Annotated in this window: 14 protein-coding genes and 1 pseudogene; 7 read left to right on the top strand and 8 right to left on the bottom strand. The window is 38.7% G+C overall.

What is annotated here, in order from left to right; genetic code table 11:
• Nucleotides 1–64 precede the first annotated feature (64 nt).
• Entirely contained in the window at nucleotides 65–421 is a 357-nt protein-coding gene (locus CA730_RS23185) for a hypothetical protein (protein WP_172891237.1), read from the bottom strand.
• Nucleotides 422–690: 269 nt separating this feature from the next.
• On the opposite strand from CA730_RS23185, the gene clpS reads away from it, so the two are divergent.
• The 3 genes from clpS (at nucleotide 691) to CA730_RS26185 (ending at nucleotide 2,289) form a co-directional block, all read left to right on the top strand.
• Nucleotides 691–972: an ATP-dependent Clp protease adapter ClpS gene (gene clpS / locus CA730_RS23180; RefSeq protein WP_027401430.1), complete on the top strand. Its 282-nt coding sequence runs from the start codon at nucleotides 691–693 to the stop codon at nucleotides 970–972.
• Nucleotides 973–1,036: 64 nt separating this feature from the next.
• Nucleotides 1,037–1,891, top strand: coding sequence for a CPBP family intramembrane glutamic endopeptidase (locus CA730_RS23175; protein ID WP_096670914.1), 855 nt, complete (start codon nucleotides 1,037–1,039; stop codon nucleotides 1,889–1,891).
• 275 nt (nucleotides 1,892–2,166) lie between these two features.
• Nucleotides 2,167–2,289, top strand: a complete 123-nt coding sequence (locus CA730_RS26185; RefSeq protein WP_269076488.1) for a hypothetical protein — start codon at nucleotides 2,167–2,169, stop codon at nucleotides 2,287–2,289.
• A gap of 185 nt (nucleotides 2,290–2,474) precedes the next feature.
• Here the strand turns inward: CA730_RS26185 and CA730_RS23165 are convergent, their stop codons facing one another.
• From CA730_RS23165 to CA730_RS23155, 3 genes are all read right to left on the bottom strand, one after another.
• Nucleotides 2,475–2,774 (bottom strand): HigA family addiction module antitoxin, encoded by a 300-nt coding sequence (locus tag CA730_RS23165; RefSeq protein ID WP_096670912.1) that lies wholly within the window; start codon nucleotides 2,772–2,774, stop codon nucleotides 2,475–2,477.
• Between the two features lie 16 nt (nucleotides 2,775–2,790).
• On the bottom strand, nucleotides 2,791–3,084 hold the full coding sequence (locus CA730_RS23160) for a type II toxin-antitoxin system RelE/ParE family toxin (RefSeq protein ID WP_096670910.1): 294 nt from the start codon (nucleotides 3,082–3,084) through the stop codon (nucleotides 2,791–2,793).
• 241 nt (nucleotides 3,085–3,325) lie between these two features.
• Entirely contained in the window at nucleotides 3,326–3,784 is a 459-nt protein-coding gene (locus tag CA730_RS23155) for a DUF4079 domain-containing protein (protein ID WP_096670908.1), read from the bottom strand.
• A gap of 127 nt (nucleotides 3,785–3,911) precedes the next feature.
• Here CA730_RS23155 and CA730_RS23150 point away from each other — a divergent pair, with 127 nt between their 5' ends.
• Nucleotides 3,912–4,517 (top strand): TIGR02466 family protein, encoded by a 606-nt coding sequence (locus CA730_RS23150; protein WP_096670906.1) that lies wholly within the window; start codon nucleotides 3,912–3,914, stop codon nucleotides 4,515–4,517.
• Between the two features lie 186 nt (nucleotides 4,518–4,703).
• Nucleotides 4,704–7,577, top strand: coding sequence for a calcium-binding protein (locus CA730_RS25855; RefSeq protein ID WP_231939924.1), 2,874 nt, complete (start codon nucleotides 4,704–4,706; stop codon nucleotides 7,575–7,577).
• 639 nt (nucleotides 7,578–8,216) lie between these two features.
• Here the strand turns inward: CA730_RS25855 and CA730_RS23135 are convergent.
• Both CA730_RS23135 and CA730_RS23130 read right to left on the bottom strand, forming a co-directional pair.
• A complete protein-coding gene (locus tag CA730_RS23135) occupies nucleotides 8,217–9,839 on the bottom strand; it encodes a B12-binding domain-containing radical SAM protein (protein WP_096670904.1) in 1,623 nt (540 codons plus the stop codon).
• A gap of 16 nt (nucleotides 9,840–9,855) precedes the next feature.
• Entirely contained in the window at nucleotides 9,856–10,110 is a 255-nt protein-coding gene (locus CA730_RS23130; protein WP_096670902.1) for a SemiSWEET transporter, read from the bottom strand.
• Between the two features lie 269 nt (nucleotides 10,111–10,379).
• On the opposite strand from CA730_RS23130, the gene CA730_RS23125 reads away from it, so the two are divergent.
• The gene (locus tag CA730_RS23125) at nucleotides 10,380–10,541 is read left to right on the top strand and encodes a hypothetical protein (RefSeq protein WP_231939923.1); all 162 of its coding nucleotides are present in this window, start codon (nucleotides 10,380–10,382) and stop codon (nucleotides 10,539–10,541) included.
• A gap of 5 nt (nucleotides 10,542–10,546) precedes the next feature.
• On the opposite strand, the gene radC is transcribed toward CA730_RS23125, so the two are convergent.
• Nucleotides 10,547–11,278: a RadC family protein gene (gene radC, locus CA730_RS23120; protein ID WP_096670900.1), complete on the bottom strand. Its 732-nt coding sequence runs from the start codon at nucleotides 11,276–11,278 to the stop codon at nucleotides 10,547–10,549.
• A gap of 124 nt (nucleotides 11,279–11,402) precedes the next feature.
• Entirely contained in the window at nucleotides 11,403–12,341 is a 939-nt protein-coding gene (locus tag CA730_RS23115) for a phosphoribulokinase (protein WP_096671750.1), read from the bottom strand.
• Between the two features lie 865 nt (nucleotides 12,342–13,206).
• Here CA730_RS23115 and CA730_RS23110 point away from each other — a divergent pair.
• A pseudogene (locus tag CA730_RS23110) lies at nucleotides 13,207–14,921 on the top strand (SUMF1/EgtB/PvdO family nonheme iron enzyme).
• Nucleotides 14,922–15,145 lie beyond the last annotated feature (224 nt).

The following is a 15,145-nucleotide window of genomic DNA, read 5'->3' as shown; positions in this document are numbered from 1 at the left end:
GAGGTATTAACTCTGCTTGCTAACATCCTCTTGTTGCTAATATTACCTATGCAATTAAGTCTCTTTATGTTTCCTGTCCTTGTTGATATGCTTGCCACAGTTGATGAATAAATAAATTAAATTGTTGTTTAGCTACTAAATCAGGTTCAAATTTTAGTTCTTTAGGAAAAAGTTGTCCTAAAAAAGCTATAACTTCAGTATCTAAAGCCGGTCTAAACAAGTCTAGTGGCCAGAACAAATCCGATACATCTTGTAAATCAATCATAAGTGGTAATTCTGAGGTAGAGTTCACAAGCAGTAGGGGACGCACCCAGCACAATTGACGGGAAACGACGATTTCAATGACTTCTGCATAAAGATGCTGATGGCTATAATCCAAGGATACAATTTGTCCTGCTTGAAATTTGGGGCTGATATCCATAACTATCTAGAGTAATTTCTGTGTCGCAGTTTCCTTAATTTTAATAATTCCCATTGCCAGTAATGAGATAGAAAATAAGGGAAAATTTTTCTGTACCAATTATTAATGTCAATTTCTTGTGTTTGTGCTACGATGTTATATGAAAAACTTCTCAGCAACGCCAAAGGTATTTTAAGATGGAAATACGGCAATGCAGAAGTAAATAACTGTTAAGCAAGTGCTGAACAGGAATATATTGTAGTAAATCAACGATAAAAGAGCAAAGAACCGTGTCAGTCGAAACCATTGAGAAGCGTTCTACATCCCGCAAGCTTGCGCCTCAGTATCGCGTCTTGCTCCATAATGATGACTATAATCCAATGGAGTACGTTGTACAAGTGCTAATGACTACTGTTAATAGCATCACCCAACCGCAAGCTGTTAGTATTATGATGGAAGCTCACCATAATGGGTTAGCTTTAGTTATTACTTGCGCTCAAGAACACGCGGAGTTCTATTCTGAAACCCTCAACAATCATGGTTTAAGTAGTACGATTGAACCAGAAGAATAGTTTCTGGTCATTAGTCATTGGTCATTAGCAGTATATTGTTGACTGATGATAATTGACTAACTTTATGAAAATTAATCTCACTCAACTTACCCAATACCCCGTTACTGTGAGGCTGGTTTGTTTTATACTGGCCTTACTATTTTTATGGCTACCCCTAGCTATACCAATTTATTTGCTAGTGGAAGATACTAATTTAGAAAGTATTTTAACTCTGGTAATATTATATGTAGAGTTTATTTTTCTGCTAAATATTTGGGGTAAACAAGTTCATCAGCAACCAAAAATATTCAGCTATTATGGTTTAGAATTTACGCGATTTAATGGTGTAGATGTATTGTGGGGGTTAGCTATTGGACTCACTAGTGTTTTAGTTTTATTTAGTTTGGAAGGTGTACTGGGTTGGTTGGTATGGCAACAACCTCAAGTGTTTTTAGGGAGAATAATTTTAGAGGGTTTATTAGTTGGTTTGGGTGTGGGTTTTGCAGAAGAATTATTATTTCGGGGTTGGTTATTGGATGAATTACAACGAGATTATAAATTAAATATTGCTATGAGGATAGATGCAATTTTATTTGCTGTATCCCATTTTATTAAACCTTTGGAGGCAATTATTCATACTTTACTCCAGTTTCCGGCTTTGGTATTGTTGGGGTTAACGCAGGTATGGGGAAAACGTTGGAAACGAGGACGTTTAGGTTTACCTATTGGTTTACATGGTGGGTTAGTTTGGGGTTATTACATTATTAATGTGGGACAATTAACTAAATATTCGGGACAAGTTCCTGACTGGGTGACTGGTGTGAATAATAATCCTTTACAGGGAGTTATGGGAGTGCTGTTTATGGGTGGGTTGGCTTGGTGGATAGGTAGTAAACAACAGGTGACAGGGAAGAGTATAGAATTTGAACATAAAACCTGATTCAGAAAAAAGCGTTGCTGATTAAGGGTAGGTATTTTAGTCTCACGCAAAGGTAAGAGGTTAAAATTTATCCTGAAAATCCTCAAATCCTGGACACCCTGATTCTGACAAATTAAATTTTATTATGGCTTATTTTACCCCAGGGCAACTACTCAAAAAAAGGACAATACGAAGTTATTGATACTCTAGGACAGGGAGGATTTGGTATTACCTATTTAGCGCAAGATCATAAACGCAAAAAACAAGTAGCTATCAAAAGTCTCAACGTCTCCTTTTTGAAACAACGCTATCGAGATAAATATGGGAATACAGAAAATTTTGGAGACTTTTTAGCAGAAGAACAGGACAAATTTAACACCGAAGCGATGGTCTTAGCTACCTTTGATCGCTCTTTGTAGGAGAGAGGTTTGGAGAGAAGTTTTTAACTAACCTGAAAACTTTCACTTTTGAAGTTGTCACAACTAACGCGAAAGGAAGTATTATCAACAAACACAACCACTCAGCAAATTACTTTGTGGAAGATTTGGGAAATGGGGTGAAGTTGGAAATGGTGGAAATACCCTGGATATCCTGATTCTGACAATTAAGCGACAAAAGGATTAATTGTATTCAGAAATTCTGCTTCTGCTTGTTGAGCATAATATAGATCCCAGCGAACTTGTAAATTCATCCAGAAATCAACAGATATACCAAAAAACCTGGATAACCGCAGTGCTAAACTGGGTGTGATATGCTGTTTACCTGCTATTAAATCTACAATTTGCTGTTCTGTAACACCAATAGACTCAGCTATTTTTTGGGGTGTTAAACCTTTATGGATCATAAACTCTTCTAATAACATTTCTCCAGGATGGGTAGGAGGACGATGGGTTGGGATTTTCATAAATGTGATTAATACCTCAATGATAATCTACAATTTCCACAGCATCTGCCCCTAATTCTTGCCAAAAAAAGCAAATTCGATATTGATCATTAATCCGAATACTATACTGACCTTCTCTATCACCTTTTAATGCTTCTAGACAATTACCTGGGGGAATTTTTAAATCTTCTAAACTTGTAACTGAGTCTAACTGATCTAGTTTACGAACTGCACGCTTCCAAAGGGATGAGGGACAGGTTTTTCGAGCAGCTTTAGAATCTTTACCATCGAAAATGTCTTGTGTACCCAAATTCTTGAAAGTATAAATCATTTATAAAGGTTTTACTGTTTTAAATGATTTGATAAATGAAAACCCTGTATATATGGGCGCACACTTTCCCACTAATAACATAAGAGTAATCGAAACTGAGAACTTTGTCAAGGGTTAAAATTGTCAGAAGTGGCTAACGCCACGCTACGCGAACAGGATTTTCAGGATTGACAGGATAAATTATTTGTGTGTGGTCTGCACAATTTCCCAGGTATAATAGAAGCATGGTGGAAACTGAGAATTAAGGTAAATATTTTTGTACCACCATCCAACCGCTGAAAGATACCCAAGCAAATCCTAGTAATAAGCAGAGATTACAACTAAGATGTAATGGTCTAGCCCAAGGCTTGTTTGTACTAATTTGAGTGGCACTAAAAGCGGATATTAAAACTAAGATGACGACTATTAACCCAGCGAGTAAATGTGGTGAATGTCCTAATGAGCCGAAGTGTCCTAATGTACCAACAATGCCAACGGCTAGAAGTAGTAATACTAGACTAACCATCGTGATGCCGATTATATAATGGAGCGATCGCACTTGCGGACGATACGAAGGTAATAGAATACCGAAAGATTCTGGGTTTGTTCTGACCCGTAACATCCAAATACCAGTTATGGCTAAAAATAAATAGGCTAGTAAAGATAATCCCATTGACCAAGCGGCTATTTTCCATAACCATAGAAAGGAAGGTAGGTGCATAAAACAGTTCAGTTCCAGAAAGTTACCTATTGAGCTTAACAGGACTTCGGCTTTTTTTTGTTTTTAACTGTCCATGTTTTTGCCCCACTACAGAGATTACAAGTCAATATAAACGTGAATCAAAATTATGGCTGGTTCTAGAAATGACTGGTTTCCCACTTCTGTTTGGCATTTTTCCCTAGAAAATTATCAACAATTAAATCCTCCACTCTTAGAAACTATCTATGCGGAAGAACGTCGAGATAGTCAGGGTGAGAAGTGGTCAAATATACTAGGATGGCATAGTACAGATAGGTTGCATGAAATGGAAAGTTTTGACAAACTTACACAAATCATTAATGAAAATGTCTTAGAAGTTGCCACATTTTTGCAATGGGATTTACAAAAATTTAGCCTCAAAATTACAACTTGTTGGGCAATTATTAATCGTAAACTTGCTTCAAATTCTGTACATAATCATCCAAACTCAATTTTAAGTGGAGTATATTATCTGAAAACTCCTGAAAATTGTGGTGGCATATTTTTCTCTGATCCGCGACCAGCTTCACAGATGATTGTACCACCTTCCATAGAGTTTAATCTTTGGAATTTCCCCAAAATAACTTATAAAGCTCGTGAAGGGACAATGTTAATATTTCCTAGTTGGCTGTTACATGGTGTGGAAATGAATATGAGTGAAGAAGATCGGGTATGTATTAGTTTTAATATTGGCATAGTACCCATAAATAGATAATCTTTAATTAATCAAAAATTAACTTTTAGCAGGATTTTTAATTAAGAAATAGCCAAATCATAGTGCCTTCTTAACCTCTGCGTGAAATTCTACTGGAAGGTAATATTCATATTCAGTAAGTATAGGTTCTCCTGAATTTACCAAGCATTAATTCAGTAAGCATTACAAAGAAAACTGAGGGATTTTATGGCTAACACACCATTCGATACAACCGAACCGTCTCAAGTCAAAGGATTAAACGGTTACACAGTTGACCCAATTTTTACAGTTGGCGACAAAATTGGCAACTATGTTGCTCCTGGGATTCTTGACGGTATTGGCGCTTACTCACTCAACGACACAACCGTTCGTTTATTAGTTGTTAATGAGGTAGGGGCTGCTGATGGTTATAAGTACACCCTGAAAAACGGTACTCAACTCCCCGGTGCAAGAGTTAACTATTTTGATGTTGACAAGCGCACATTGCAAATCGTTGATGCTGGATTAGCCCATGACACCATTATCAACCGCAAAGGTGAAGTTGTTGATGCTGCTGCTGATTTAGAATTTGGTGGTATTCAACGTTTTTGTTCTGCTGCTTTGTTTGAAGCCAACCAGTTTGGTGCGGGTATTGGTTTAGCTGATCGTATTTTCTTCTCTGGGGAAGAAACCTATGGTGGGACACAATTTGCTTTAGATACCAAAACCAATGTCTTATATACTCTTCCTTGGTTTGGTCGGGCTGCATGGGAAAACGTCACTGAGTTGAACACAGGCCGCACTGACAAAGTTGCTTTTTTAATTGGTGATGATCGCGGACCTGCACCTCTGATTCTCTATATTGGTGACAAAAATGCCAAGAATGATGGTAGTTTCTTAGACCGGAATGGACTTGGACAAGGTAAGCTCTATGTTTGGGTTGCTGATGACCCCAGTAATGCTACTGATCCGATCGAAGCTGATCCTAGAGAATTCAAAGGTACAAACAACTCTACAGTTGGTAAGTTTGTAGAGATCAAATATTATGACCCTGCTCTTGCTAATACTGCTGTTGATGGACCAGACTCAGATACAAGCATTCAAAATGAACTTGGTTATGATGCTCAAGGCTTTGCCACCCAAGCACAGCAAGATAAATTAGCCGCAGATGTCAAAGCATTCTTGTTTTCTCGTCCTGAAGATGTATCTACCAACCCTAAAGACGGTACACAAGTAGTCCTAGCTTCCACAGGACGTGAAACTATATTTGACGGTGTAGATACCTATGGAACGACCTATAAGATTGATATTGACTTCAATAATATCAATACTGGTGACATCTCAGCCAAAATAGACATTCTCTTTGATGGTAACTTAACCAAAGATGCCAGTCTCCGTAACCCTGATAACCTTGACTGGGCTGATGATGGCAAAATCTACTTTAACGAAGATCGGGCAGCTACAGCAGCTATTTTTGCGGGAACATCGAAGGAAGAAGCATCTATTTGGAGAATTGATCCTACAACCAAGAATGTAATTAACGTCAACAACGACCAGAAGAATTTTGCAACCTTCACAGGCAACACTTTCACCGTTAAATTACTTGGCGAACAAAATCCTGGATTAGATACTCCCAAAGAGACATTAGATTTGTTTGGTAATGTCCGAGATACTAACCAGTTTATTCTTCAAGATGCCACCAATCCTAGCAAGACTGTTACTATTTTTGAAGGTCCTGATGGAGCCGGTAAAACAGTTAATGTTACTATTGATGATCAAGGTAATGTAGCTATTAATGGGTTACAAGTTGCTACAGGCTTTAGTCAACAGTTTCACTTTGGATTGATTAATAACCTTCCTAATGGTGATCCAACTGGTAGAGGTGCTAAAAAATATACCTTCTCTACCAATAACATAATAAATCCTGATCGCGCGTCCCAATTTGTCACCTATTCTAAAGGTGAAAATGTGTTCGTTCTTGGTGCAGAAGAGTTGCCCTATGCTAATTCCAACCAAGATTTTGATGACATGATTGTTGAAATTAATGGCATCAAACCTTTACTGAACACCCAACAATCAATAGTTTCATTTAACAACAATGCCAGACTACAGGGTTTCTTCAATAGTCAAAATATTGTTGCTGATCCTTCCTCAACCCTGACCCGAATTGCACAAGTTGATCGCTCGGCTGTTCCTTCTGGTCAAACTGACTCTAGCCCCACTGATATCGGTAACTGGGAAACTTCAGGTATTCTAGACGTTTCCGATCTGTTTGGTAACGCTCCTGGTACACAGTTTGTGTTTGATGTCCAGGCGCATAGTATTCGTTCTGGCACAATCATTACTGCAACTGACATTGATGGTAATGGTGATGGAACTAAAACTAGACAAGAAAACCTGGTTGAAGGTGGTCAGTTATCTTTCTTGATCGCGCCTAATGCCAATTTGATTCAGGACACACAATTCTTTGCTGGTAAACCTGATGCCGATATAATTGTAGCTAAGGCAACTCCAAATGGCTTTGGTGGTATTAATGATGTCGTGTTTAGTGGTGCTGGTAATGACGAGGTTGATAGTGCGGCTGCGGGCGCTCTTGCCAGTAATAACATTATTGACAGTGGTAGTGGCAATGATACCGTGTTTTTAGCCAATGGCGATCGCGCTTTTGGTAGTGATGGTAATGACATATTTTTTGGCGATGAAGCCAGCAAATTCCGTGCCTCCGGTGGCGCTGGTAATGATACCTTCTTCCTGGGTAATGGTTCTGATGGTCGTGCCTTGGGTGGTGATGGTAATGATACCTTTGAAATTGGTCTTGGTGGTGGTCACACCCTATCTGGTGGTGCTGGCGCTGACCAATTCTGGATTGTTTTTGGTGAATTAACCAAAGCTACTAACACCATTCTAGATTTCCAAATTGGTACTGACGTGATTGGTATTTCTGGTGCTGCCAGTTTAGGTATCACTACAGCTAATCTTACCTTGACTCAAGTTGGTGCTGATACTGCGGTTATGTTTGGTGGTCAAACTTTAGCTACTTTAACTGGTATTCAAGCGAGCGCTTTGAGTGTGGCTAATCCTAATCAGTTTGTCCTGGTTTAATTAAAGCACTTTCCGGTCTTATCAGGTACAAGAACCCCAACCCCAACCCCCTCCAGGATCAAAAGCTTATCCTTTTCTTCCCACCGCTGCGGGGGGATTTAGGGGGGTGCGATGAGGGGGCTAAGATACACCTCATAAGAACAAAAATCGCTGTAAAGTTGGGATTTAATAGTAATTACTTGTAACCCACATTCCGCACTTCATTTTGTAATACACCAAGATTACCAATATAGGGCTAATAATAGTCAGATAGCGATTCCTACGGAGCGCTTCGCTATCGCATTACCACCAGGAAAAATCAGGATTAATACTTAATAAAACTATCCTAATTTAGTAACATTTTTTGAAGCATAAGTATGTGACACTTTGAAGTGCGGAATGCCGGTTGTAACTAAATACCTTGGCAGGACTTGATATTTTTCGAGGTTTTGCCAAGGTTTTTTATTATGACAGGTGTTGGGTTGAGCAACGGCGAAACCCAACATTATCAAGGATTTTGTTGGGTTTCGTTCCGATTGCTCCGCAACGCTAACGCGAACAACCCAACCTACAGTATAATGACTTTTTAGGCTTAACCGAGCAGTATTGATAGTGTATGAAACGTTAGGAAGATTTGGTAAAATATTGTATCTGTGTGCATTATTTATGATTGAATTCTGAATTGGTAGCTTCTGCCAAATGCTTAATCAGTGTAGACTGTGGTAAGGGTCCGTGCAAGTGATTCCAAGGTAAAATTTTCTCAGTTGACCAATTGCTGTGAACATAAAAATCTAAGTCGGGAATTTGTCCTTTCAGTTGTTTAAAAGCGCGTTTGTAACTTCCTAAAGAGTCGCCAAAATCACGGGTTAATTCTAATAATTGAGAAAGTCGGCGATCGCCTCTGGACAACAAAGCCTGTATAATTGACCAATTATAGCTTTCTGGTCGAAACTCCATCCCTTGAGGTTTTATTTGCTTTTGTAACAATTGCAACCGCTTTTCTGCTTGCTTATTAACCCCAAACCATTGAAATGGTGTGTGTGACTTGGGTACAAAGGTACTGCATCCTAATGTTAACCGCAAACCAGGCGCAGCTTTTCTTACACCTTCCATCATTTTTACAGTTTCATCTATATCTTCCGCTTCTTCCCCAGGAATTCCCACCATTCCATAGAGTTTTAAGCTAGATAAACCACCAGCTTTTGCATTGATAGCCGCTTGGATAATTTCATCATTATGTAATTTTTTATTGACAATTTTCCGTACTTTTTCCGAACCACTTTCCACCGCAATTGTCAATGATCTTGTATCTCGTTTTGCCAAAGTTTCGGCTAATTTAACTGTAACTGTATTGGTTCTCACAGAAGCCACACTCAACCGTACATCATCATATTTTGGTTGACTAATATAATCTAACAATTCTGTAAATTCTGGATGTTGAGTAACAGAAGCTCCCAACAAACCCAAACGATTTGTAACTTTTAAACCCCGTTCAATCCCAGGAATTAAAGAACTTTCTAAACTCGCAGTTCTAAAAGGCAAAGTTAAATAACTAGCTAAACAAAAGCGGCACATTTCGGGACAACTCCGCACCACTTCCACCATATAAATATTTTCCCAAGCGGCTTTTTCTGTCACCACCGTAGAAGCAGAAAGAGTATTGCCTCGATAAGTTTGCTTTTGGATAATTGGGGGAATTTCCTCCGAAATCGGATTAATTGATTTTATTTCCCCATCTGGTGTGATATATTCTATTACATATAAACTAGGAATATAAATTCCGGGAACTTGGGCTAATGTTTTTAATTGAGTTTCTTTATCAGCATTTCTGACTTTTTTATAAGTATCTATAAAATCACTAAGCAGATTTTCACCATCTCCCAATAAAATCACATCAAAAAATTCAGCATAAGGTTCAGGATTAGCTGTGAGAACAGGTCCACCACCAAAAATTAGGGGATGATTTTGATGACGGGAATTAGCGCGAATGGGAATTTCTAAAGATTCCAAAAGATTAAAAATATTCACATAATCTAATTCCCAAGACATCGAAAAACCTAATAATTCTGAATGTCTGGGAAGTTGTTCCCGAATATCCGTAAATAAGCGACTTACCTGCAAATCATCACGCATAGCCAAAGTCGCCCATACCACCTGATAACCCAGGCTAGTTATGCCCACAGTGTACTCATTGGGAAAGGCAAAAATTACAGGAATAGCATCGTTCTTGGGGGTTGCTGGGGTAAACAGAAGGCGTTCACAGTCAAATACAGATGATGTCACAGCTTTTTTAGTAGAGTTATCTATATTTAATTTTAAGCCATAGAATAATCAAGTTAAAACATAATGTCACCCCATTAGCGAGAATAACGGGGAAAGCGCCGAGAATAATCCCATAGACTAACCACAGAAACAAGCCACTCATGAAGACAATCAGCATCACATAAGAAACATCTTTTGCTGATTTTGTGCGCCATATTTGGAACATTTGTGGTAAAAAGGCAATAGTAGTTAATGCCCCTGCAAGTAATCCTAAAATGGTGATAAAATCCATGTTCAATAATATATCCTGATTTTACAGATTATACTCCATTAATTGCAGATATTTGGCTCAATAGTAGAAATTAACAGGTGAGAAATTTTGTTAGATCATGTTATTTGAACATTAGATTCGGAAAAAATATTATTTGTGAGTTATTGTTTTGATGATGATTTGGGCATTTTATAGGGACAGTTATCAATTGCAATCTCTAATTGGCGAGGAATTGAAGATGAAACGATACATACCCTTTTTTTATCATTGGTTTTATTCTCTTTATAACTTTGGGAGATAAGGTTTTACCCGGTGAGTTAGGGAAATCCAGCGCTCAAACCCGGATAGCCTTGAATAATTTTGCTCTTAACTTATTTCCTACTATTAAGCGTCCTAAAAACCCCAATGCACGCACAGATGAGGAACTAGAACAGGTTGAACAAAAAAGGTAGAAATATCAATCAACTTGAGGACAATCATCCCATAAAGTTGTAATTTCTCTTAAACTCTGATGAGTGCCATTACCTAAGATTAAATGATCTAAAATGGAAATAGCTAATAGTTCTGCCCCGGCTAATAATTGACGAGTCAATTCTATATCTGCTTCACTGGGTTCTAAACACCCAGAAGGGTGATTATGGGCAACTATTACCCTGGTAGCACCTTGACGAATCACTTCTCGAAAGATATCACGGGGAGAGGCTAAAGTTTCTGTGGCCGTCCCAATTGTAATTACCTTTGTGCCTAATAACTTATTTTTCACGTCCAATAACAATACGGCAAATCTTTCTTGATTTTGCCACATCAAGTCTTGACTCAGCACTGCAGCCGCAGCAATGGGACTATCAATTACTGTTCCGTCGGAAGGACGGGATAAAAAAGTGCGTTTACCCAATTCAATTGCAGCCAAAATGGTTGTTGCTTTTGCTGGTCCCACACCGGGGATTTCCATTAATTCAGCGGGGGAGACATTTCGTAAAGCAGCTAAGGGGTCACACTGACCTTTACTCAATTCCTGTAATATATATTGCCCTAAACCAACTGCTGAGAGTTTACCAGGTCCTTGACCAGTACCCAGCAAAATAGCGATTAATTCCGCTGTGGCTAAAATCTTCGGTCCGTAAGTCATTAACCTTTCACGGGGGCGTTCATTTTCCGGTAAGTCAGCTATTCTCAGGCAATAAGTCATACCAATTGGGGATTTTGAATTGGGAATAATTGGGTAGAGCTATCTTTATTTATCCCTTATTTTTGGTCACAATTATTCCGCATTGACAATATCTTTATTTTTTGTAGAGATTACCCTGAATTACTTACTGGTGAATTTGCGTAGCTTTGAGCATATGGTAGGTAATAATTAACTGAGTCAGGGCGAGAGGATAACTTTGCAGTGTTTCTCCAGTTGTACCCGCAATTTTACCCAATTCTGGATTACTTTCGCGATCGCAGACACTATTCAAATGCGGCATATCATTACACATAATCCGTTCGATTTTATTCACCTGTTCCAAAGTTGCATGACCGTCCACCTCTAAAACATCCACTGGTTTTCCCATATCTCTATCCAGTCCCAAACGGATAGCTGACTGGGAATCACCATGACCAGCGTGAATAATTTCCGTAAAATCAGGGTGGGGAATGGAAGGACGCAGCACCAAGCGCACATTTAAATGTCCGTTAGTTTCATCAATTTCATCATTGGGAGGATAGAAACTGACCACGATATCTGACCATTGCCGCTGAGGACGGATATACATTTCTGAATCTGGTTCGCGCTTGTCTAACTCCGCTAATACCTGTTCTGGAGTATAACCGCGCTTTTGAGTATCCCGTTTCACCTTCCAATCAGCACGTAGCGATTCAGGAGGAGCAAGATAGACTTTAACATCATAAGCATCACGGGCTACACGGGTAGAATAACCTAGTAACCCTTCAATAATCACAAATTTACTCGGCTTAATATATTGTGGCGGCTCAAATGTGCCTGTTTTATGGCTGTAAACCGGCTTGAGAATCGCCTGTCCTGTCCGTAGCAGCGATAAATGTTGCTGCATGATATCCAGGTAGTTACAATCAGGATGGAGGGCTGTAATGCCGAGTTCTGCCCTTTGTGTGCGATCGTAACGGTGGTAATCGTCTGTACAGATAATAGTCACATTTTCAGGACCTAATACCTGAGCAATCCCTCTAGTCAGAGTTGTTTTCCCCGCAGCACTATCACCAACAATACCCAGAATAATTGGACGGCTCATGAATACCTCCTCTGACGCGAGTAAGTTTATAGAATAATCTTTAATTTTAGGGGGCAAATAAGCTCTTTCTTCAGAAAATCTTATCTTTGCAACATCTCTACATAAACTCCCTGGATTTGGTGTCATGGGATGATTTTTTGCACGCAGAGGCGCAGAGGCGCAGCGATTGAGAACCGCTATAGATTTTAAGTAATGAGACGGAATTAATTACATAACTGATTTTCCTGTTCTTTTCAACTAAGTAATTGGACAAAAATATTTACAGTCATTGCGAGCGAAGGGAAGCAATCACAACCCTTGGAATTGCTTCATTTCACTTCGTTCCATATAGCTAACGCCACGCTGCGCTAACGCAATGACATTGTGTAACTAATTCTGTCTCACTACTTACCAACATAATTATTTTCCTCTTTATCCTCTAAATCCTCAAATCCCGGACATCCTGATTCAGACAATTTAATTCACATCAAGACTTGACAAATCTCAAAGCTTGTATTATATTTATGTTATGAGTGGAAAAGTGTGCGCCCATATATATAGGCTTTTCAACCACCAATATAATTATTTTCCTCTTTATCCTGAAATCCTGGACATCCTGATATGGCTTGCGCCACACTTCGCTATCAGACAAAAAAATCACCACTTCCTCAAAAACAATCTTTAAATCACATCCTGAAAATCCTCAAATCCTGGATATCCTGATTCAGACAATTAAGACTTGACAAATCTCAAAGCTTGTATTATATTTATGTTATGGGTGGAAAAGTGTGCGCCCATATATATAGACTTTTCAACCACCAACATAATTATTTTCCTCTTATCCTCAAATCCTGGACATCCTGATTCAGACAAATTAAATTTTATTATGGCTTATTTTACCCCAGGGCAACTACTCAAAAAAGGACAATACGAAATTATTGATACTCTAGGACAGGGAGGATTTGGTATTACCTATTTAGCGCAAGATCATAAACGCAAAAAAGAAGTAGCTATCAAAAGCCTCAACGTCTCCTTTTTGAAACAACGCTATCGAGATAAATATGGTAATACCGATAGTTTTGGAGATTTTCTAGCAGAAGAACAGGACAAGTTTAACACCGAAGCGATGGTATTAGCTACCTTTGATCATCCTCACATTGTCAAAGTGTATCCTGAACTGTTTCAAGAAAATGGTTTATCTTGTATGGTGATGGAATATGTCAAAGGCAAAAATTTAGAACAATATTTATACGCGAATGGTATTTTTAGTGAAAGTGCAGGTTTAGGAATTATTAAAGGCATTGGAGAGGCTTTAAGTTATATTCATAGTCGTAATTATCTGCACCGAGATATTAAACCTGCGAATATTTTACTGCGAGAATCTGACAATCAAGCCATATTAATTGATTTTGGTTTAGCTAGAGAAGTCAACTTTGCGGAATTGATGAGTTTAACAAATGCCAAAACTCCGGTTTTTGCACCACCAGAACAATTTGAAAATAGAAGTAATTTCACGCCGGCTTTAGATATCTATGCTTTAGCAGCCACATTATATGTAATTATCGCCGTTCATGAACCTCCTTTCATTCCTCTGCCTAGTCCTTATCTGAATGCTAAGATTATGCTAGACATGAAAATGGCGATTGAACCACCGCAAAAATACAATTCTCAAATTAGTCAAAAGGTAAATGATGCTATTCTCAAGGGAATGGAGTTAGATTATCAAAACCGTCCTCAGTCTATTACAGAATGGTTTACGTTTTTAGGTATTCAATCACAAAATAATCATCTCAAAACTTTCACTTTTGAAGTTGTCACCACCAACAATAAAGGAAGTATTATCAACAAACGCAACCACTCAGCAAATTACTTTGTGGAAGATTTGGGAAATGGGGTGATGTTGGAAATGGTGGAAATACCCGCAGGAACATTTTACATGGGTTCACCGGAAAATGAAAAGGGAAGATCCGATGATGAAAGTCCCCAACATCAAGTTAATGTTCCCAGCTTCTTTATCGGTAAATATGCTTTGACTCAAGCACAATATCAAGCTATCATGGGAAACAACCCTGCTCATTTCAAAGGTGCTAATCGCCCTGTTGAAAGTGTGAATTGGAATGATGCAGTGGTATTTTGTCAAAAGTTAAGCCAAAAAACAGGTAAAAACTATAAATTGCCAAGTGAGGCACAATGGGAGTATGCTTGTAGGGCGGGAACAACGACACCTTTTTATTTTGGTGAAAGTATTACCCCAGATTTGGTAAACTATGAAGGTAACTATTCCTACGCTTCTGCACCAAAAGGGCAATATCGAGAACAAACCACAGATGTAGGAACTTTTCCCCCTAATGCTTTTGGTTTGTATGATATGCACGGGAATGTGTCGGAATGGTGCGAAGATGATTGGCAAGAAAATTATATAAATGCGCCTATAAATGGTCTGCTTTGATTGTTTTAAGCGATTATAAGCGGTTACGCGGTGGTTCGGGGGACACCTATCCTGGGAATTGCCGTTCTGCTTCTCGCAGCAGCATCAAGCTCGGCAGCAGACACTACGATATTGGTTTTCGGGTTGTATGTAGTGCTGCCGCGAGGACTTAGTTGCCCTTTATACTCTTGCTCTTTTGCCCTCTGCTCTTTTTTATTTTCCCTTGTCTCGCTGTTAGGCAGAATTTTTTTGGATAAATACTGGATGTGGAAACCTTATATATATGGGCGCACACTTTTCCACCTATAACATAAGCATAGTCGAAACTGAGAACTTTGTCAAGGTCTGAATCAGGATATCCAGGATTAAAGGATTTACAGGATGTTGTTTAATGATT

The organism is Dolichospermum compactum NIES-806 (assembly GCF_002368115.1).
GTDB classification, from domain to species: Bacteria; Cyanobacteriota; Cyanobacteriia; order Cyanobacteriales; family Nostocaceae; genus Dolichospermum; species Dolichospermum compactum.
The sequence above is the reverse complement of the archived record's forward strand: the minus strand, read 5'-3'. Positions and strand labels throughout refer to the sequence as shown.